22 protein-coding genes and 1 pseudogene are annotated in these 17,740 nt (G+C 71.3%); 16 read left to right on the forward strand and 7 right to left on the reverse strand.

Going from position 1 to position 17,740, the window contains the following annotated elements:
* The first annotated feature begins 4 nt into the window (after positions 1-4).
* The 8 genes from ACGFYY_RS25410 (at position 5) to ACGFYY_RS25445 (ending at position 9,461) form a co-directional block, all read left to right on the forward strand.
* A complete protein-coding gene (locus ACGFYY_RS25410) occupies positions 5-3,310 on the forward strand; it encodes a hypothetical protein (RefSeq protein ID WP_393712686.1) in 3,306 nt (1,101 codons plus the stop codon).
* Positions 3,311-3,318: 8 nt separating this feature from the next.
* On the forward strand, positions 3,319-3,840 hold the full coding sequence (locus tag ACGFYY_RS25415) for a hypothetical protein (protein ID WP_393712688.1): 522 nt from the start codon (positions 3,319-3,321) through the stop codon (positions 3,838-3,840).
* A gap of 63 nt (positions 3,841-3,903) precedes the next feature.
* Positions 3,904-4,716, forward strand: coding sequence for an N-acetylmuramoyl-L-alanine amidase (locus tag ACGFYY_RS25420; RefSeq protein ID WP_393712690.1), 813 nt, complete (start codon positions 3,904-3,906; stop codon positions 4,714-4,716).
* 11 nt (positions 4,717-4,727) lie between these two features.
* The gene (locus ACGFYY_RS25425) at positions 4,728-4,991 is read left to right on the forward strand and encodes a hypothetical protein (RefSeq protein WP_393712693.1); all 264 of its coding nucleotides are present in this window, start codon (positions 4,728-4,730) and stop codon (positions 4,989-4,991) included.
* Positions 4,991-5,422 carry a hypothetical protein gene (locus ACGFYY_RS25430; protein ID WP_393712695.1) on the forward strand — a complete coding sequence of 144 codons (432 nt, stop codon included), beginning with the start codon at positions 4,991-4,993 and terminating at the stop codon, positions 5,420-5,422. Before ACGFYY_RS25425 ends, ACGFYY_RS25430 begins: the two co-directional genes overlap by 1 nt.
* A complete protein-coding gene (locus ACGFYY_RS25435) occupies positions 5,412-5,789 on the forward strand; it encodes a hypothetical protein (protein ID WP_393712697.1) in 378 nt (125 codons plus the stop codon). Before ACGFYY_RS25430 ends, ACGFYY_RS25435 begins: the two co-directional genes overlap by 11 nt.
* A 10-nt stretch (positions 5,790-5,799) precedes the next feature.
* Positions 5,800-9,171, forward strand: a complete 3,372-nt coding sequence (locus tag ACGFYY_RS25440) for a hypothetical protein (RefSeq protein ID WP_393712699.1) — start codon at positions 5,800-5,802, stop codon at positions 9,169-9,171.
* A gap of 98 nt (positions 9,172-9,269) precedes the next feature.
* Positions 9,270-9,461: a hypothetical protein gene (locus tag ACGFYY_RS25445; protein WP_393712701.1), complete on the forward strand. Its 192-nt coding sequence runs from the start codon at positions 9,270-9,272 to the stop codon at positions 9,459-9,461.
* Here ACGFYY_RS25445 and ACGFYY_RS25450 read toward each other — a convergent pair.
* A complete protein-coding gene (locus tag ACGFYY_RS25450) occupies positions 9,458-10,495 on the reverse strand; it encodes a helix-turn-helix domain-containing protein (RefSeq protein ID WP_393712703.1) in 1,038 nt (345 codons plus the stop codon). The two genes, ACGFYY_RS25445 and ACGFYY_RS25450, sit on opposite strands and share 4 nt — an antisense overlap.
* 102 nt (positions 10,496-10,597) lie before the next feature.
* On the opposite strand from ACGFYY_RS25450, the gene ACGFYY_RS25455 reads away from it, so the two are divergent.
* From ACGFYY_RS25455 to ACGFYY_RS25465, 3 genes are all read left to right on the forward strand, one after another.
* Positions 10,598-10,813, forward strand: a complete 216-nt coding sequence (locus ACGFYY_RS25455; protein ID WP_393712705.1) for a hypothetical protein — start codon at positions 10,598-10,600, stop codon at positions 10,811-10,813.
* Between the two features lie 279 nt (positions 10,814-11,092).
* Positions 11,093-11,470, forward strand: coding sequence for a hypothetical protein (locus ACGFYY_RS25460; RefSeq protein WP_393712707.1), 378 nt, complete (start codon positions 11,093-11,095; stop codon positions 11,468-11,470).
* A complete protein-coding gene (locus ACGFYY_RS25465; RefSeq protein WP_393712709.1) occupies positions 11,464-11,778 on the forward strand; it encodes a hypothetical protein in 315 nt (104 codons plus the stop codon). The genes ACGFYY_RS25460 and ACGFYY_RS25465 overlap by 7 nt, the downstream gene beginning before the upstream one ends.
* Before the next feature lie 49 nt (positions 11,779-11,827).
* Here the strand turns inward: ACGFYY_RS25465 and ACGFYY_RS25470 are convergent, their stop codons facing one another.
* Positions 11,828-12,064, reverse strand: coding sequence for a helix-turn-helix transcriptional regulator (locus tag ACGFYY_RS25470; protein WP_393712711.1), 237 nt, complete (start codon positions 12,062-12,064; stop codon positions 11,828-11,830).
* A gap of 165 nt (positions 12,065-12,229) precedes the next feature.
* Here ACGFYY_RS25470 and ACGFYY_RS25475 point away from each other — a divergent pair, with 165 nt between their 5' ends.
* From ACGFYY_RS25475 to ACGFYY_RS25490, 4 genes and pseudogenes are all read left to right on the forward strand, one after another.
* A complete protein-coding gene (locus ACGFYY_RS25475) occupies positions 12,230-12,436 on the forward strand; it encodes a hypothetical protein (protein WP_393712713.1) in 207 nt (68 codons plus the stop codon).
* A gap of 10 nt (positions 12,437-12,446) precedes the next feature.
* Positions 12,447-12,821 (forward strand): annotated as a pseudogene (locus ACGFYY_RS25480) (alkaline phosphatase family protein); the annotation flags it as partial.
* Between the two features lie 398 nt (positions 12,822-13,219).
* Complete coding sequence (locus tag ACGFYY_RS25485; protein WP_393712715.1) at positions 13,220-13,852, forward strand: DedA family protein; 633 nt, start codon at positions 13,220-13,222, stop codon at positions 13,850-13,852.
* A gap of 188 nt (positions 13,853-14,040) precedes the next feature.
* On the forward strand, positions 14,041-14,598 hold the full coding sequence (locus tag ACGFYY_RS25490; protein WP_393712717.1) for a hypothetical protein: 558 nt from the start codon (positions 14,041-14,043) through the stop codon (positions 14,596-14,598).
* A 96-nt stretch (positions 14,599-14,694) separates the two neighbouring features.
* Here ACGFYY_RS25490 and ACGFYY_RS25495 read toward each other — a convergent pair whose 3' ends face one another.
* Both ACGFYY_RS25495 and ACGFYY_RS25500 read right to left on the reverse strand, forming a co-directional pair.
* Positions 14,695-14,919, reverse strand: a complete 225-nt coding sequence (locus tag ACGFYY_RS25495) for a DUF2277 domain-containing protein (RefSeq protein ID WP_030389450.1) — start codon at positions 14,917-14,919, stop codon at positions 14,695-14,697.
* A 15-nt stretch (positions 14,920-14,934) separates the two neighbouring features.
* Entirely contained in the window at positions 14,935-15,573 is a 639-nt protein-coding gene (locus tag ACGFYY_RS25500) for a hypothetical protein (RefSeq protein WP_393712719.1), read from the reverse strand.
* Positions 15,574-15,699: 126 nt separating this feature from the next.
* On the opposite strand from ACGFYY_RS25500, the gene ACGFYY_RS25505 reads away from it, so the two are divergent.
* Positions 15,700-15,774 carry a 50S ribosomal protein bL37 gene (locus ACGFYY_RS25505; protein WP_100661309.1) on the forward strand — a complete coding sequence of 25 codons (75 nt, stop codon included), beginning with the start codon at positions 15,700-15,702 and terminating at the stop codon, positions 15,772-15,774.
* A gap of 63 nt (positions 15,775-15,837) precedes the next feature.
* On the opposite strand, the gene ACGFYY_RS25510 is transcribed toward ACGFYY_RS25505, so the two are convergent.
* The 3 genes from ACGFYY_RS25510 to ACGFYY_RS25520 form a co-directional block, all read right to left on the reverse strand.
* Positions 15,838-16,455 (reverse strand): DUF4352 domain-containing protein, encoded by a 618-nt coding sequence (locus ACGFYY_RS25510; protein ID WP_393712721.1) that lies wholly within the window; start codon positions 16,453-16,455, stop codon positions 15,838-15,840.
* Positions 16,456-16,699: 244 nt separating this feature from the next.
* Positions 16,700-17,008, reverse strand: coding sequence for a hypothetical protein (locus ACGFYY_RS25515; protein ID WP_393712723.1), 309 nt, complete (start codon positions 17,006-17,008; stop codon positions 16,700-16,702).
* 244 nt (positions 17,009-17,252) lie between these two features.
* A complete protein-coding gene (locus ACGFYY_RS25520) occupies positions 17,253-17,732 on the reverse strand; it encodes a diadenosine tetraphosphate hydrolase (RefSeq protein WP_393712725.1) in 480 nt (159 codons plus the stop codon).
* Positions 17,733-17,740 lie beyond the last annotated feature (8 nt).

Raw genomic sequence — 17,740 nt, forward strand, 5'->3', positions numbered from 1 at the left:
GCGTATGCCGGTCCCCGGGGCTCAGGTCGACCTCCAGATCGCCGGAACGTGGGTCACCCAGACCGACGCGGTCCGTGTGCCGGACGCCATCCGGCACACGCGCGGGCGCCGCTCGGAGGGCGCCCGCGTCGACCCGTCCACCATCGACCTCACCCTGGAGGACCCGACCGGCGCCCTCAACAACCGCAACCCCCGCTCCCCGTACTACGGGCAGTTGGGCCGCAACACCCCGATCCGGTACTCGGTGGACGGCGCGAACGTCGGCCTGGTCCTGCCCTCGGCGGTCTTCGCCCGAGCCCAGACCTCCGACGCCCCCGTCCTGGACTTCACCGGCGACATCGACATCCGCGCCGACGTCACCCCCGCCTACTGGCAGGGCCAGCGTGGCGAGGGCGGCTGGGATCTCGTCGGGAAGTGGGGTACGAGCCCGTCCAACTCGTGGAGCCTGATCGTCACCGAGGCGGGCTGCCTGTCCCTGGTCTGGACGGAGGATGGTTTCACCGAGCTGACGGCCACCTCGCTCCCGCTCGGGTTCGAACCGTGGCAGCGTGCCGCCGTCCGGGTCACCCTGGACGTCAACAACGGCGCGAGCGGCCGCACGATCGTCTTCTACACCTCCGACACCATCACCGGCACCTGGACGCAGCTGGGCGACCCGGTCGTCCAGGCAGGCGCGACCTCGATCAACTCGGGCATCGCACCGCTGCGCGTCGGGGATTTCATCTACGGCTCCACCAGGGGAAACGCGCGGATCATCAACGCGATCGAGGTCCGGTCCGGGATCGGCGGGACCGTCGTCGCCAACCCGGTTTTCTCCAGCCGGCCCTCCGGGTCGGGCCTGTTCACCGACGGTGCCGGACGCACCTGGGATCTTTACGGCGACGCCACCATCACCTCCCGCCGACAGCGCGCGATCGGTGAGATCGCCGAATGGGCGCCGCGCTGGCACCGCTCCGGGCGCGACGTCACCGCCCCGGTCACTGCGGCCGGGCTTATGCGCCGACTCAGCCAGGGCCGCCGCCCCCTCCGGTCGACCCTGACCCGGGGCATCCCCGTGGACGCCACCAATCTGGTCGCCTACTGGCCGCTGGAGGACGGCCAGAACTCCACGCAGGCCTACAGCCCCATCCTGGGCGTGCAGCCGCTGACCGTGTCCGGGCTGCGCATGGCCGCCGACAGCAGCATGCCCGCCGCGGACGCCCTGCCCACCATCGCGGCCGGCGCCACCCTCTACGGGGCCGTGCCCACATACGCCTCCAGCAGCATCTGGGAGATCGACTTCTACTACCAGGTGCCGTCCGCGCCGAGCGGAGGCGGCGTCATCCTGCAATGGACGACGAACGGTTCCCCTTGGACGATCTGGACACTCCGGTTCACGGCTAGCGGCTACGAGTTGACGACCGAGACCGGCGACGGCGCACTCACCCTCGTTACGGCGGTCAACCTGTCCGCGAACTGGGGCAAGGGCTGGTTCCGGTTCTCCGTGGTCGCGATCCAAAGCGGCGCCGACATCTACGTCCTGACGTCGGGCGGTAGCGCCATCCTGTCCAACGCCACCATCGGGCGGGTCACCGGCTTCGCCACCGCGTTCGGGTCCAGTCTGGCCGGGGTCGGCATCGGCCACCTCGCCCTCTACCGCGGTCTCTCCCCCGACTACACCGGGTTCAGCACCGCCTGGACCGGAGAGACGGCCGGGGCCCGGGCGCTGCGCCTCGGCGCCGAGGAGGCCATCCCGGTCACCGTGATCGGGGATCCGGCCCAGCAGCAGGCGATGGGATATCAGCGCCCGGACCAGTTCCTGGCGCTCCTCGCCGAGTGCGAAGCGTCGGACGGCGGCGTGCTGATGGAAGACCGCGACCGGCTCGGCCTCACCTACCAGGGCCGCAGCTCCCTCTACACCCGCACCCCCACCCTCACCGTCCCCTACACCGATCTGACGGAGCTGGGCCCGCCCCGCGACGACGACAGCCGCATCCGCAACGACCGCACCGTCAACCGGACCTCCGGGAGCTTCGGCCGGTGGTCGCTGGACTCGGGCCCGATGTCCACGCAGGACGCCCCGAACGGCGTCGGCCTGTACGAGGACGAGGTGACGCTCAGCCTGGCCGCCGACGCCCAGTGCGAGCCGATCGCACAGTGGCTCGTGCACCTGGGCACGGTGGACGCGGCCCGCTACCCGCAGGTCACCCTCCTGCTCCACAACACGCCGCAGCACATCGACGCGGTCACCCGCCTCGATGTCGGGTCGGTCATCCGGGTCACGAACCTGCCAGCGCATCTGCCGCCCGGGCCACTGGATCTCCTCGTCGAGGGCTACACGGAGACCCTCGGGCCGCGAACCTGGAGCATCACGTTCACGTGCTCGCCGGCGGATCCGTGGCAGGTGGGCATCCTCGACGACGCCACCTATGGCAGGGCCGACACGAGCGGCTCGGTACTCGGCGTCGCAGCGTCCGGCTCGGGCACCACCTTGGTCGTGCACACCGTGCACGACGACGGGGACCCGCGGCCGCTGTGGACACAGGACCCGGCCCAGCATCCGTACGACCTGCGCCTGGGCGGGGAGGTCGTCACCGCGACCGCTGCCGCCCCACTGATGGCCGATGATTTCGGGCGGACCGTCGGGGCGGGCGGCTGGGGCACGGCGTCCGACGGGCACACCTACACCCTGACGGGCGGCGTGAGCTCGTCCGAACGGTCTGTGGCCTCCGGCCGGGGCGTGGTCACAGTCTCCGCGTCGCAGACCCTGCACCGGCAGCAGACGGTCGCCGAGACCTGCATAGACGCCGACATCCGGGTCCAGATGGCCGTCTCGGCGACAGCGACGGGCGGCAGCCTGGCGTCGTGCGTGCTGCTGCGCTGGTCCTCCAGCACAGACCACTACCGGGCCAGGCTGGAATGGACTACGGGCGGAAGTGTCTTCGTATCGGTGACCTCCGGCGCCACGATCATCGGGACGAACGCGGCTACGGGCCTCTCGTACACCCCCGGCGCCACGTTCGAGGTCCGCGTCAGGATCATTGGGTTCCGGATCCTGATGCGGGTGTGGGCGACCGGCTCGGCCGAGCCTGTCGGCGTCTGGCACATCGACCGCACCGATGTTTCCGCCAGCTTCGCTTCGGGGGCGGTCGGCATGAGCGCCCACGGCGGCTCCGGCAACTCGAACGTGGGCGTCGAGTACCGGTTCGACAACTTCACCGTCGAGACCCCGCAGCGCATCACCGTCACCCGCGCCGTCAACGGGATCGTGAAAGCCCAGCCCGCGGGCACCGATGTCCGGCTCGCCACTCCCATGACCACCGCTCTGTAGGAGGCCTCGTGCAGTACCCGACGTGGTCGGCAGGGCAGCGCGTGACTGCGGCTGGCCTGGCCTCGATGACTCCGCCCGTCGCCTACAAATCGGCCGATCAGACGATCGCGTCGAGCACCACAAACGTCGCCGACAACCATCTGTTCCAGAGCTGCGCCGCGAACGCGATCTTCGTGGTCACCGGGTTCCTGCTGTACTCCGCGCACCAGGACGCGGACATTAAGTGCGGCTGGACCGGCCCGAGCGGCGCGACGTTCTCCTGGATCGCGCACGCCTCGACGCAGAGCCAGACCGGCGGCATCGCCTCGTCGGGCGTCGTCGTTGACCGGCAGAGCCTCGGCGCCACCTCGTTCCCGCTGGGCGGCTACGGGGCGGAGAACACCACCTACATGACGGCCACGCTGATGGGCACGCTCGTCACCTCCTCGACCGCGGGGACGCTGCAACTGAACTGGGCGCAGCGGGTCTCCAACGCGACGGGTTCGATCATGCGGACCGGGTCGTGGCTTCGTCTGGAACGCATCAGCTGACCCCCTTCTACCACCGCCCCGCGCCGTGCCGGCCGGAGCTTTCCTCATGCCTTGGAGGCCATCGTGGACCTTGTCCGCAGATCGCAGTACGGCCTGCCCGCCACCTCGGCGGCCGCCGCCATCGCCCGCACCGAGGGTGTGAAGGTGCACTACCTCGGCTCGGAGTACAGCTCCCGCCGACATGACCTGTGCGACGACTACGTCCGTGCCATCCGAGCCAGCCACCTCGCCAACACGGCCGAGGGCTATGCCGACATCGCGTACAACGCGGTCGTCTGCGAGCACGGCACGGTGTTCGAGGGCCGCGGCCCGAACCGGCGCTCCGGCGCCAACGGCACGGCCGCCCTGAACACCGCAACGTACTCGGTGTGCGCGCTCGTCGCGAAGGAGGGCGGCGGCCTGGACCACCCGACCGACGCCCAGCTGCACGGGCTCCGCGACGCGATCGAGTGGCTGCGCGCAGAGGGTGAGGCCGGGGACTACATCGGCGGGCACCGTGACGGCTACGCCACCACATGCCCCGGCGGCCCGCTTTACGACTGGGTGCAGCGCGGCGCACCCCGCCCGGGCGTAGTGCCGTCGCCGGTGAACCCCATCGTCGACCTGTCCCGTCTCATTTCTGCCGCGTCCATCGACCCGCCGAAGAGCGGAACCCCAGTCAGCTACGCCGGGGTTCGCACCGTGGAGGCCGCGCTCCTGGCCGAAGGCCTGCTCGCCGCGAATCTCGTCGACGGGCACTTCGGCACGTCCACGATCCAGGCCTATGCGGCCTGGCAGCGCCGCCTGAAGTACTCCGGTGCGGACGCGGACGGCATCCCCGGCCGCAGGTCCCTCGTCGCCCTGGGCGCCGCCCACGGCTTTACCGTCATCGACTGAAGGAGTCACCCATGACCAGCCCGTTCCCGCCCGCCAACATCATTGTCAAGACCGGCAAGACCTACGCCAAGGACGTCGCGGAGCGCACGCTTTGGACGTTCGCTGCGGCCACCGGCGGCCTGCTCGTCGCCTCCGGCCCCGCCGACATGCTGCACGGCTCATTCTGGCAGTCCGTCGGCACCGCAGGCCTTATCGCAGCGGGCACCTTCCTCAAGGGCCTCGCCGCCCGCGTCGTGGGTGACCCGAACTCGGCGTCCACCGCCCGGGGAGTCTGATGCGGGCCGCCCTGTGGCGGCACCTCCAGTGGCGCGGCCTCGCCCTGGCCGGGGTCGGCGCCTGCTGGATCACCTACGGCATCGGCCTCCTCATCACCGACCGGCCCGGACTTCTCCTCGCCACCGCCCCGCTGCTGCGGGTCATGTGCCTGGAGGCGTGGGCCGGCGTGTGGATCGCCTGCGGGACGGCCGGAGTCGTCACGGCCGCGCTCCGGCCGGGCCGGGACCTCCTCGGGTTCGCCGGCGCGGCCGGGCCGCCATTGTGCTGGGGCCTGGCCTACGTGGCCGCGGCCGCAACCGGCGCCTACGAGGTGGCGTGGGCGTCGGTGCCGCTCTTCGTGGCAATCCTGCTGCTGGTGGTGATCGTCGCAGTACTGACTGGGGGGCGGACGCGCGGGTGCGCATGCGAGGGGGTGAGCCGTGGGCACTGAAGGAACCGTCCTCGGTGTGGTGATCGCAGTTGTCGGTGTGATCGGCTCGGTGCTGGTAGCGCGGGTGTCCGCTCCCCGCCCGGCCCCGGCCGGGCCACCGGTAGACCTGGACGACGACCGTGGGACACCGGCCCTTGAGGTGTCGCCGGAGATCTGGACGCACTTCTCCGGCCGGATCCGCGGCCTGGAGGACAAGGTCGACCACCTCACCGAGCTCGTCGAAGCCCAGACCATCCGCGTGACCGCCCTGGAGAAGTTGCTCCGCCAGGCGATGCGGCTCCTGCGCCGCGCGCACCAGCAGCTCCGCGTCAAGGGCCACGAACCGGACCCGGTCCCGCCCGAGCTCATCCCGTACAGCATCGACTGAGGAGGCCACCGTGGCCCGTCGTACCGTCACCGGCCGCGTAGACGACCTGTTCACCGACGCCGCGGCCGCGGCCGTCACCGTGACACTGTCGGCGATGCCCCGCCGCTGGACCGACGAGGCCGGCGACCGGGTCCTGGCCGCCCCGGATCATCCGGTGACGGTGACGGGCGGGGTGTGGTCGGCGGATCTGCTGCCGACGGACGAGCCGGGGATCGAGCCTGCGACGGGCCGCTACTACCGGCTCGTCGAGACGGTGGGCGGGATCCCGGTCCGGCGGCGGGTGTTCGAGGTCCCGGCTGGGGTCGGCTCTCTGGTCATCGAGGACCTCGTCGTCGCCGATCCGGGCCTCCCCGGCTACGTGCGCGGCGCGACAGGCGCAGCCGGCCCTGCTGGAGCGCCGGGCCCGCCCGGGGCCGACGGCTCGAACGCGGACGCCGAGGCGTACACCGACGCCGCCATCGCCGACGAGGTGACGCGAGCGAACGCTGTCTACGAGACCCCTGCTGGGGCGACCTCGAAGGTCACTGCGCACTCCGGGGCGGCGGACCCGCACGGCGACCGCGCCGACGCGGCTGCCAAGTACCTGGCGAAGGCGCAGAACCTGGCCGACCTGCCCTCGGCCGCGGCCGCGCGGACCGCGCTCGGCCTCGGTACGGCGGCGACAGGGGACCGGCCGCCCTGGGTGTTCGACGTCACCGAGTACGGGGCTCTCGGCAACGGAATGACCGTCGCTGATGCTGCGATGACGTCCGGGGCGGCCGTTCTGACCTGCGCCACGAGCGTCCCGTTCACGGCTGGGGACGTCGGCAAAAGGGTCCTCGTGCTGGGCGCCGGGGCGACCGGTGAGACCCTCGCTGCGACGATCTCCGTGTTCACCGACAGTGGGCACGTCACCCTCAACACCACAGCAGGGACAACCGTATCGTCGGCGTGCGCCATGTGGTCCTCCGACGACACCACAGCCATCCAGGCCGCAATCGACGCCGCCGGGGCCTATGCGGCCGCGCACTCCGGGTCGGCGACCGTGCTGATCCCGCCCGCGCCGGGCCGGTTCTACGGGGTCGCGGGCGCGCTGCGGACGGGCGGGGCGACGCTCGGGAACGCGCAGTTGACGCTGCCTGTGTATCCAGCGACGGGCCGGAAGATCACCCTAACGATCCAGGGGACGTCGTCCGGGGCTGGGGTGCAGCACTGGCAGCAGACCCTGCCCAACACGACCGGCTCGACCCTGCTGTCGTACGGGCTGTTCGCGTCGGCGCCCGCGCAGACCGCCAGCATCAACGCGGCGGGCAACCCGTGCGTGCTCGGCGGCCCGAGCCAGCCCGGCGGCTACGGGGTGGCCCCGGGCAACTTCTCGAACCTCTATGTCGACATCGACAGCGTGTCGATCCTCACCGCCCACAGCAAATTCGGGCTCACCTACTCGGCAATCGACCTGTCCGGGGTGGCGAACGCCCGCCTGAAGGACGTGCAGTACAGCACCTCTGGCACCGTCCCGGGCGGCTCGTACGTCTCGCCCGGGGTGTTCGCGACGGGCCTGTCGATCGGCTGCCTCCTGCCGGCCAACGGCAACAACGACCTCACGATGGTCGAGAACGTGACGTGTGGCGGCGGCTACACCTACGCCATGCTTGTCCCGGAGCACACCGACATTTACGGTCTGCGGCTGCTGTACTGCTGGGCGGCCCTGTGCCCGGTCGGCTCCTACTACAGCAGCGTCGGCGCCGCGCACTCGATCCGGGCCAGCCTCATCAGCATCGAGCAGTGCACGTTCCTCGTGTACATCTTCGGCCCGGGCACCGGCGGCCTCGGCCCGACGATGGACCTCCGCATCGACACGGAGACGTCCACGCCCCGGTTCGGGTGCCGTACCTCCGGGACCGGCCTGGCCGCCGCGCGTGGCCGGGTCGTCATCGCCGGTCTGTTCACCGCGTCCGGGCTCACCCTCGACTACCCGACCGGCCTGCACATCGAGAACGCCCAGCTCACCTACCCGATCTCCTCGAAGACCAGCAATTACACGGCGGGCAGTTTCGACGAGGTTGTCACGGTGGACGCCACCTCGGCCCCGGTCACGATCACCCTGCCGACCGCTGTGGGCCGGACCCGGCCGGTCACCGTGAAGAAGGTCGACAGCTCCGGGAACGCGGTCACGATCGACGGCGCCGGGTCGGAGACGATCGACGGGCAGCTGACCCGGATACTGGCCGCGCAGTGGCGCTCCGCGACCCTGGTCCCGTCCGGCTCCGGGTGGGTCACCCAGTCCGTTATCGGCGTCGACCCGGACGCGGCGGCAGCGTCTGCGGTGGCTGCTCTGTCGGCGCTGACGCAGACCGCCGTCAAGAGCGTCGACGAGACCCGCACGTCGGTGACGAGCGTCTCCGACGACGGGCACCTGTTCGCGACCCTCGATGCGAACAGCGTCTACCGGTTCGACGCAACACTCCTGTTCGACGGGCCGGAGGCCGCCGACGCGAGCATCACGTTCACGGTCCCCTCCGGCGCGACCGGGGGTTGGTCCCCGGTCGCGGGCACCCTGGGCACGACGGTCCCGGACGGCAGCGCACAGATCAAGGTCGCGGCCCGCCAGTTCGGCTCGAACTCGGACATCGGCGTCATGGCCTCCTCCGCCACCCTGGCCGGCATCATCGCCATGCCGCACGGCATCATCACCACCGGGGCCACGCCGGGCCTGCTGAGACTGCGGTGGGCGCAGCAGACCACGAACGCCAGCCCGGTGGCCCTGAAGGCCGGCTCGACCCTGGAGGTCGTAAAGGTGTCGGGGACGGGCCCGGCCGCATCGGGGATCAACCTCGACAATCCGGCCCGCCTCCCGTCCGATCAGGGGCTCCTGGCCTGGACCGGGGACCCGAACGACGCCGGGCACGTGACTGCCCAGTCGAATGCGGGCGTCGCGGGCCGGATCACGCTGGTGCAGATGCTCCTGCGGAAGCAGATCAGTTGGTCGAAGATCTGGTTCGGGCTAGCCGGGGTGGACGGCTCGGCGTCGCTGTCGAACTGCTACCTCGGGGTGTACGACAGCACCGGGACGCTGCGGGGCGTCACGGCGGACATCTCGTCGGCGCTGCTGACCAACCCGGTGGGCAAGTCGGTGGATCTGGTGACGCCGTTCACGGCGGGCCCGGGCGAGTGGTACATCGCGATGCTGCTCGGCAACGGCTCGACGTGGGCCACGAACAGCCTGACGTTCAAGTCGACGGGCGCGGGAATCACGGTGAACTGCGGGCTGTCGGCGCCGCGGTTGCGGTACTCGAACATGCTGACCGGGCAGACGAGCCTGCCGGGCACGCTCGACCTGACCCAGCAGTCCACGAGCATCATCAATACCGGCTGGGCCTCCCAGTGGTACGGCGTCTCCTGAACAGCACAACGCCCCCTCTCGCCTTCGGGCGGGAGGGGGCGCTTTCGTGCGTCCGGCTACTCTGAGCCAGAGTCGTACCACCGGAGCAGAGGAACCCCATGGAACGCTGGAGACTGACCTACGCCAACCGGTCCGCGATGCTCGGCGAGGTGCCCGCCACCTACAAGACCCACGAGGCGGACGTCGACACCGCAGGCCTGGAGGAGCAGGAGATCCTCGACCGACTCCACCACGTGATCGAGGAACTCACCAGCGGCGCGGGCGTACTCACCGACGCGGAGAAGATCTAGACCCGCTGCTGCGCGTAATCCAGCCGCTGTCGGTAGTGCGCCGCGTCCCGCGGGTAGCCCGCCAGTGCGGGCAGCGCCTCACGGAACCCTGCCGCGGCGTCCGCCCAGTCGTGGCGGGCGCACGCCGCGTCAGCCGCTTGCAGCCGCGCGCGGACCGGGTCCAGCCAGTACAGCCAGCCCGGCCGGTCCGCCTCGTCCGGCACCACGGCGGCAAGGCGCACCGCCTCATCGGACAGGCGCCGGGCCCGGTCTCGGTCCCCGAGCGCGGCCGCGGCCATGGACTCCTGGTGCGCGGTGGCGGAGGCGGCCGCCGGCGAGGGGCTGCCCGCGCGGCCGGCCTGCGCTGTGCGTTCGGCCCGCCGCGGGTCTCCGTGCTGCAGCGCGTAGTAGGACCGCACCCGGTGGACCCATGCCGTCATGTCCTGGTGGCCGCCGTCCATGGCCCACCCGAGGGCCACGTCGAGCCACGCCAGAGCCGGGCCGGTGCGGCCTTCTGTGTGGGCTACCCAGGACAGCCAGTGGGCGTGCTCGGCGGCCAGGAGCATGAGCCGGTCGGCCGCCTCACCAGTGGTTCCCGGGATCAGGCGGGTGACGGAGTCGAGTTGGGCGCGGACCACCGGCCACAGGGTCCGGCCACCCACCTCGTCCTCGGCGCGCCGGTGCTGGGCGAGGACCTGGCCGATCCAGTCGGCGGTTCGCAGGTCGGTGCGGCCGGTGGCGTGCCCGTGCGCGATGCGTTCCCTCAGCTCGGGGGGCGGCGCCCAGTCATCCGGGCCGGGGGCGGGGGGCAGGCCGAGCAGTTCGGGCGGCACGTCGAGTCCTTCGGTTAAGCGGGCGATGAGGTTGGCGGAGGTGACGCGCCGCCGCCCGGATTCGATTGCGCAGATGTGAGGTTGGGGCAGTCCTATGACGCGCTCCAGGCCGCGCTGCGAGAGACCGGCGGCTGCCCGGTATTCGCGGAGGATGCCCGCCCAGTCCTGTCGTGCCCACGCCGCGCGGAGGCGTGGCTGTGCCCAGAGTTCCTGACCGCTCATGGCCGCACGATACTGCCGCCGATACAGCCTGTGTATCGGTCTGGCCTGGCTGCTCCTGGATGGTTGCCCTACCACCCGCTGACGACGGTAGGGAGCCCCCGCATGGATGCCCCGCACGACGCGAACCAGCACGTTCCTCACGCCCTGCTCCACCAGCCGGTGCGCGACATCGCGTCGGGTACCGAGGGCATCCTCATGGCGGTCGTACACGAGAACGTAGGCACCCTCGGGGACCACTGGATGGAGATCGCCTACATCCGGCCTGCCGCTGGCGGCGTCGAGCTGTCCACGGCCGTCGCGAACATCGAGGCGACGTGACGACCGACGACGTCACCTGGCAGCGGGCGGCCAAGCCGCCACCGAAGCCGTGCTCGTGTGGCGCCCGGCCTCTGCCGATCGGAGGCCCCGAAGGCGGCGCCGTGGTCCACGTGGCGCGTTGCCCTCGCGGCGGCCGCTACGGCATCACCTGACCCACTGCCGTCAGCACCTGTCGAGCCCTGCACTCCCTCACCGAAGGAGACACCCATGGCCACTCCACCCCCGCCCCCGTGCAGCGCCGGAAAGGGCGATCAGCCGCCGCCCTCGTACGGCTCGACCATGACGATCAGCGTTGAGGACGCCCGCTCGTTACTGGCTGCGGACGACTTCACGATCGTCACGGCCACGCTCGCGGCCGCCCACCCCGAGCTGGGCTGGGTGGCCGCGGAGCAGCGGGTCGTCGAAGCCCTGAAGTTCGCAGCCGCGGTGGCGTGGGGCCAGGCCGACGACCTCGTCCCGTCCGGCCCCGTCGATGCCGGTCTGCACGCCTTGGTGCTGAACACCGAGATCCACGCCAAGCTCGGCGTGACGCTCGGCAAGTTCGTCCATCACTACCCGCTCGTGACCGGCGCGGAGGCCCCCGCTCCTGGCTGGCAGACCCGCGCGGTGTCCGCCATCGAAGCCGTCGGCTTCACGGCCGTCCCGGACCTGTGGTGATCACCACCGAGTTCAGGACCTCCCCGACCGACGTCGTCGTCTGCGAGGCCTGCTGGACGAATCTGGTGGAAGTGGCCCGCTCCACCCCGCACAGCCACGACAGAGACCTGCTGTGCATCCCCTGCGCCGAGGACGGATACCAGCCCCGGGTCACCTTGTTCCCCCCGCTCGGTATCTACAAGCTCAACGAAAGGACCCTGAAGATGGGTAAGCACGGATCGCCCGGAGGCCCGCAGCTCCCGCCCGACCCGGGCCCGCCGCTGCCGTCGCCCGCGCCCACCCCGACCCCCGGCCGGCCGCCGGTGTAACCGTCGGGTCTGATACCGCCCCGGCCGGCAAACCCCCCGTCGGCCGGGGCTACTCGCGTACCAGCTCGGCGAGAGGAACGCCGACGGCGCGGGCAAGACGTAACCAGACCGTCAGCCGGGCGTCCGAGTAGCCACCCTCCAGACGTACGACCGTCTTCCGGTCGATGCCGGCCAGCTCGGCCAGTCGCTCTTGGGAGAGTTCCGCCCTGGTGCGGGCATCGCGGAGACGTGCACCGATGGCCCGACGGCGGAGGGAAACCCAGTCGGGCGGCTGGTCTGTCTGCACCCGCCCACGTTGTAGTGATCATGGGGGGTTTGTCTGTACCTGGTCGGGTACACCATCACGATCCGATGTACCGACCAATCGCTTGACCGAAAGCCATTGCGCCAGTGGCTTGAACCCGTGAAGGTACTGGCAGAGCCACCGATCGACAACCCAGGGTGATGCGCAGTGCATGAAGTGCCGGACTCCCCCACCTGCCGCGCGCGCCTGTCGGCGCCTCAGCGGGGCCGGGTCGAGCGGGTCAGACGGTCACTCGCGGCAGCGCGGGTCACCGACCTGGCTGCGCTGGGGGCGGCTGATCTGATCGCACTGGTGGAGCGCCTGCGGGCCCGCCTGGACGACGCAGTGCTGATCATCGACGAGACCACCGAGTGACCTCGGACTTACGTGTTGCCGAATGTTGTCCGGGGACGTGCATCACGCGTATGTGGCCGAGCCTCGAATACCGAGCACGGCGAGGGTGTTCCAGCTGACGTGCTCGCCGGTTCACAATTCCATCCATACCGCGGTGAAGTGGGGTTTCCGGCTGGGCTGGTCCCGTACGGGGCGGTGGCTGGGGCGCGGCTTCTCCCTGCACGGGCGTACGGGGCGGCCGCCGCTGAACTGGCGGCGTACGGGTGGGCCCTGGTTCGGGAACCAGCTGATGACGCTGGCCCTGGCGGGACGGACGGCTCGGCTGCGGCTGGACCAGGCGCGCAAGAAGCGGGAGGGGGCCGTGCTGGTGACGGTGCTGGACCGGGAGCTCACGGCGACGGAATAGGGGACGCGGCAGGCACCGGCGAGGCGGGAGTCGCGCAGTGGGGGCGCGAGATGACGCCACGCGGTGGCTCCGCGAGAAGACTCCCGCCCATGACGAGCACCCCCGGCGGGCGTCGCAGGCGCCGCAGGCGCACGCAAGGGTCGGGCGCACCAGGCGCACGCGACGGTTGGACACACCGAACGCACGCAGCAGGCGGGCGCCCCGGCCGCACCGGACGCACGCAACCGTCGGGCGCCCCGCGCATCCGGGATGTGAACACCGGGCGTACGCTGTCTGGCTGTCAAGCCGCTCCTGCCGCTCCCCGCGACGTCGCGGCGCTTCGTGTCGCTTCATGTCACCTCATGGCGCTTCACGTCGTTTCGTGTCGCAGCACGTCAACCGGACTGGGGAGTCCCGCCTTGCTTGAGACGCTGGGATCGCTGACCGCGAGCCCATGGATCTACGCCCTCGTGGCGCTGTCCATCGTGCTCGACGTCTTCCTCCCGGTGCTCCCGAGCGGGGTCCTCGTGATCACCGCGGCGGCGGCCGCAGCGGCCGCCGGGGCGGCGGGTCCGGTACCGGTGCCGGTACCCGAACAGGTGCCGGACATCCTGCTGCTGCTCGTGATCGCGACGACCGCGTCGGTACTGGGAGACATGGCGGCGTTCCGGCTGGGCCGGCGCGGCGGAGCCCGGCTGGACCGGGCCATCGCCCGCTCCCGCCGACTGACCCGGGCCCACGAGCGCCTCGGCACGGCTCTGGCCCGCGGTGGCGGCGCCTTGGTCGTCATCGCCCGCTTCGCCCCGGCGGGACGCTCGGTGGTGTCCCTGGGCGCGGGCAAGACCCAGCGCAAGGTGGCGGAGTTCCTGCCCTGGTCGGTCCTGGCGGGTATGGCCTGGGCCGGTTACAGCGTGGCCCTCGGCTACTTCGGTACGCAGTGGCTGGGCACCCAGTGGCTCGGCACCGCCCTCTCGGTGGTCGCCCTCTTCGCCGCGGGCGCCCTGGCGGCGTTCCTCGTCCGCCGCCCGCCGCCCGCCACGACGGCGGCGTAGGCCGGCTCCACCCTCCGGCCCCCACCCTCCGGCCCCTCCCCCGGGCGGAGCAGTGGCTCACCCGTTCACCCGGCCCCGATCGCCATGCCAGGGCTGGGCTCCTAGCGTCCACAGCACGGTGCGCAACCGCATGCGCGTCACATCCGTGGCCCGGCCGCGCCGTTTCGACGAGCCGAGGAGTCCTCTCCATGCCCGCCACACCGCCCGCCGCACGGCACGCCAAACCGTTCACCTCCCCGCCCGCCGCACGGCACGCCGCAAGGCCCACCGCAGCCCGCCGCCTGGTGACCGTCGCGGCCGCGACCCTCATCGCCGCTGCGGCCGCTCCCGCCACACTCGCGTACGCCATCCCCTCCGCCACCGTCTCTCCCACCGCCGTCGCCCCGGGCGGCCGGGTCGCGCTCAGTGTCGCGGGATGCGGCACGCAGGTCGCCCGCGTCACCTCGACCGCCTTCGGCGAGGCCCGGCTGACCCCGGGCAATCAGACGGCCGCCAGCCTCATCGGCAGCGCCACCGTCTTCAACAACGCCGCCTCGGGCTCACACCGCGTCGTCTTCGAGTGCGGCGGCCCCGGCGGCGAGCGCGTCACCCTGTCGCTGCAGGTCTCCACGGGTGCGGCGCGTGGTGGGACGGGCGGCAGCATCGGTTCGATGAGCCCCGGGCAGATCGCTCTCGGCGGCGCCCTCACCGCGGGCGCGCTGGGGGCCGGAGTGTGGGTGATCCGCCGCCGCGCCACGGCTTCCTAGGCCCGGCCGCCCTGCCACGCAGTCACCCGACCACCCGGTTGCCCGGCCACCCAGTCGCCCGGCTCGCCCAGCTCACCCAGCTCGTCCGGGGCATGGTCACGCCGGGGCGGCCTGCCCCCGTACGTGCACCCCGTCGAGCAGCGCCGCGGTGGCTTCGGCGACGGCGTCCACCGCCGCCTCGAACACCTCGCGGTTGTGCGCGGCGGGCGCCCGGAAGCCGGACACCTTCCGTACGTACTGCAGGGCGGCGGCGCGGATCTCTTCCTCGGTCGCCTTCTCGGGGATGGCGGGCGGGCGCAGGGTCTTAATGGAACGGCACATACCCCTACTATCCCGCTACCGGGGCAGCTCGGCCCCGGAAAGTTTCATGATCAAACCGGCTTGGAGGCGGGCCCTGAGCCCCAGGTCCTCGACCGTGTCCAGCAGCTCGATGGCCTGCTGGGTCGTCTCGGCGGCCCGCCGGTCGTCGCGCAGCGAGGCGGTCTGGTCGGCCATGTGCTTGAGCGCGATGTCGGCCCGCCGGTGGAAGAGCTGCCCGATCAGGGCGGTGACCAGCCCCGCCGAGCTCGTGACGATCCCCAGGTACAGTTCCCCGCCGCCCTCGGCCTTCCACACCGCGAGCCCGATCCCGAAGAGCAGGATCGCCGCTCCGACCCCGGCGAACCGCTGGCTGGTCGCGAAGCTGCTGCGCGCCTGGGTCAGTCCGTAGGCGTAGTACTCCACGAGGAGCGGCGTGAAGTCGTCCCGCCGCTCACCGGCCTGTACGGCCGAGTGCCCCACCCCGCCGACGTCCTGGAACTTGCCCCCGCCGGGCAGGGCCGCGGGCCGCTCCTCCGGCTCGGCGAGAGTCGCCAGCAGCCGGGCCCGCTCCTCGTCCCGCTTCCGCTCGAACCCCACCCCCCGGGACCGCTCCAGCAGCGCCAGCGCCACGGCGACCACGGCCACGACCAACCCACCCCACGCGAGCTCGCCCATCCCCCGACGATCCCACGCCGGGAACCGCCGGCCAAGAGAGCGTCCTTCTCCCCAAATGCGGATGAATCACACCAAACCTAGACTGACCCAGGCATGCACCTGTCGCCGACGAGGGAGATCACGACCATGGCCAAGCGAGGCAACAAGCGTCGGGCCCGCAAGAAGAAGAAGGCGAACCACGGCAAGCGCCCCAACGCCTGAACCGAAAGACCCCCGGCCTCGATCGGCCGGGGGTCTTCGCAGTGCGCGTGCGCACAGCGGGCGTCAACCCCGACCGGTCAGATCGACGGTGGTGCCGCCGCTGAACATCGAGTCGTGCAACTCGATGCGCGTGGGATCCGCGCTCTTCGGAATGTCGAAGACGACGATCGCGTCGACGACGTTGCCGGGGTTGATCTGTTCGAGGAACGACTCGCTGCCGTCGAGATGGATCGCGGCGGCGGTGTCCGCGCTGTACTTGCTGCCGTTGCGGTCGATGAGCCTCTGGTCGGAGCCGTCGAAGGTCTGGGCCTTGTCCCCGATGTTCTTCACGGTCATGTGGACGAGGAAGAACTGCCCTTGGGCGTCCTGACCGTACGCGCCGCCGATGTTCTGTACGCCGGGCTGGAGTCCGGTGACGGTGAACTCGAACTTCCCGTCCCGCACCGGCTCTCCCACCCGGGGCAGGCGCTCGGAATCGGTGACGGCCCGGGCTTCGGTCGGAGCGGGCGGCGGCGGTGCGGCCGACTCCTTGCCCGCGAACGATCCGGCGATCCCGAGGACCACAAGGCCGGCGGTGATGGCCATCAGCACGGTCAGCAGCCGATGCCGGGCGAACCACCCGCGCCGATCCGGCGGACGCTCAGGGGCAGGCCCCCACTGCGGCGGCGTCTGAGGGCTCATGGCGGCCTCCGGGCTCAACCTTGCGGCGGATCCCGATTGTCCCGCCGCTGAGCCCTCCCGGCATTCCGAGCCGAATCCACGCAGACCGTCGCCCACGTCCGGTGCCGTGCGTCTCCCCCAGCTACCGCTGGGAGGCCCCCGGGCGGAGGGGCTCCCTTGTACCGGACGTACCGGGGTGCTCCGACAACGCCGCGAGGTGCGGTGCCGGGCGGCGCGGGCCCCGACAAGATCCCGAAGAGACGGCCTAGGGACCGGTCGCCGCGAGGGCGGCACGGTCGGCCGCGACCCGGGCCGCCAAGTCGTCGAGTGAGCACTGGATATGGGCGCCGGGGATGGGGTCGAAGTCCTGCACCCGGGCTGCTGCGGCAAGGTGGTCGGAGGGGGTGATGCGCCACCCCTCGATCAGGCTCCAGCCGGCCTGGACCTCTGCGGCCTGCCCGTCTTCCGACGAGACCCGCAGCCATCCCGTGCACTGGTCGGAGAAGTCGAACGGCAGGTAGGCGGTACCGCCGGCCTCCCCGAGTCCCGCGATCCGAGCACTCCACTGATCCATGGCCGGGCGAGCCGGGCCCCGAGTCCGCCCGGCGCCGTGGGCGCGTCGTCCAGGGCGAAGTAGTAGGAATCGCACTTCTGCCGGTAGGACCCGATGCGCAGCCGGAGGTCGTCGTGGGACCCCTTGGTGGAGACACGATCAAAATGCAGAGCGATTCCTGCGGGCATGACGGGGCTTCCTCCCCTACCAAACGTCGCGGCTACGGATGCGCCGCTCGCCGCATCCGATACCACTGGCCTCCTCGTCACGCGCTCGCGCGCAGCAGGTCGAGCTCGCTTCCGATCGCCTCGCGCAGCCGGTCGTGTTGCGGGCCGAGTGCGTACTGCTGGTCGCTCCAACTGGCGCGCGGGTAGAGCCACACGGGCATGCGCACCAGGTCCGCCGGCTCCCATTCGAAGCGTGGCCATACATGGGCGTGCAGGAAGCCGTCGGTGTTGCCGAGGATCTCGAGGTTCACGCGACGGAAGGCCCCGTCCAGCCGGCGGCAGGCCCGTTCGACCGCCTCTCCCAGTCGGTCCATGTCGGACAGGAACGCCATCCGCTTGCCCCGGGGCAGGTCCGACAGCCTCTCCACCGCCGGGTCGTCCGCCAGGAGCACCGAGTAACCCGGCAGGAACTGCACATCGCCGATCGCCGCGAACCCGGCGTCCAAGCGTCTGAGCACCGTGGGGTTTTGCCCCCGCAGCGCGGTTCCGATCCGGTCCTTCCGCCAATCCTCATCCATGGCCAGAA

The sequence above is a fragment of the Streptomyces sp. NPDC048331 genome, from assembly GCF_043201215.1.
In the GTDB taxonomy this organism is placed as follows: Bacteria; Actinomycetota; Actinomycetes; order Streptomycetales; family Streptomycetaceae; genus Streptomyces.

What these genes read in the sequence shown, in the direction of transcription:
- ACGFYY_RS25500 (WP_393712719.1), bottom strand. Translation starts at nt 15,573, where the DNA reads ATGGGCGAGCTCGCGTGGGGTGGGTTGGTCGTGGCCGTGGTCGCCGTG.
- ACGFYY_RS25495 (WP_030389450.1), bottom strand. Translation starts at nt 14,919, where the DNA reads ATGTGCCGTTCCATTAAGACCCTGCGCCCGCCCGCCATCCCCGAGAAG.
- ACGFYY_RS25510 (WP_393712721.1), bottom strand. Translation starts at nt 16,455, where the DNA reads ATGAGCCCTCAGACGCCGCCGCAGTGGGGGCCTGCCCCTGAGCGTCCG.
- ACGFYY_RS25410 (WP_393712686.1), top strand. Translation starts at nt 5, where the DNA reads ATGCCGGTCCCCGGGGCTCAGGTCGACCTCCAGATCGCCGGAACGTGG.
- ACGFYY_RS25450 (WP_393712703.1), bottom strand. Translation starts at nt 10,495, where the DNA reads ATGAGCGGTCAGGAACTCTGGGCACAGCCACGCCTCCGCGCGGCGTGG.
- ACGFYY_RS25425 (WP_393712693.1), top strand. Translation starts at nt 4,728, where the DNA reads ATGACCAGCCCGTTCCCGCCCGCCAACATCATTGTCAAGACCGGCAAG.
- ACGFYY_RS25455 (WP_393712705.1), top strand. Translation starts at nt 10,598, where the DNA reads ATGGATGCCCCGCACGACGCGAACCAGCACGTTCCTCACGCCCTGCTC.
- ACGFYY_RS25490 (WP_393712717.1), top strand. Translation starts at nt 14,041, where the DNA reads ATGCCCGCCACACCGCCCGCCGCACGGCACGCCAAACCGTTCACCTCC.
- ACGFYY_RS25460 (WP_393712707.1), top strand. Translation starts at nt 11,093, where the DNA reads ATGACGATCAGCGTTGAGGACGCCCGCTCGTTACTGGCTGCGGACGAC.
- ACGFYY_RS25520 (WP_393712725.1), bottom strand. Translation starts at nt 17,732, where the DNA reads ATGGATGAGGATTGGCGGAAGGACCGGATCGGAACCGCGCTGCGGGGG.
- ACGFYY_RS25445 (WP_393712701.1), top strand. Translation starts at nt 9,270, where the DNA reads ATGGAACGCTGGAGACTGACCTACGCCAACCGGTCCGCGATGCTCGGC.
- ACGFYY_RS25430 (WP_393712695.1), top strand. Translation starts at nt 4,991, where the DNA reads ATGCGGGCCGCCCTGTGGCGGCACCTCCAGTGGCGCGGCCTCGCCCTG.
- ACGFYY_RS25515 (WP_393712723.1), bottom strand. Translation starts at nt 17,008, where the DNA reads ATGGATCAGTGGAGTGCTCGGATCGCGGGACTCGGGGAGGCCGGCGGT.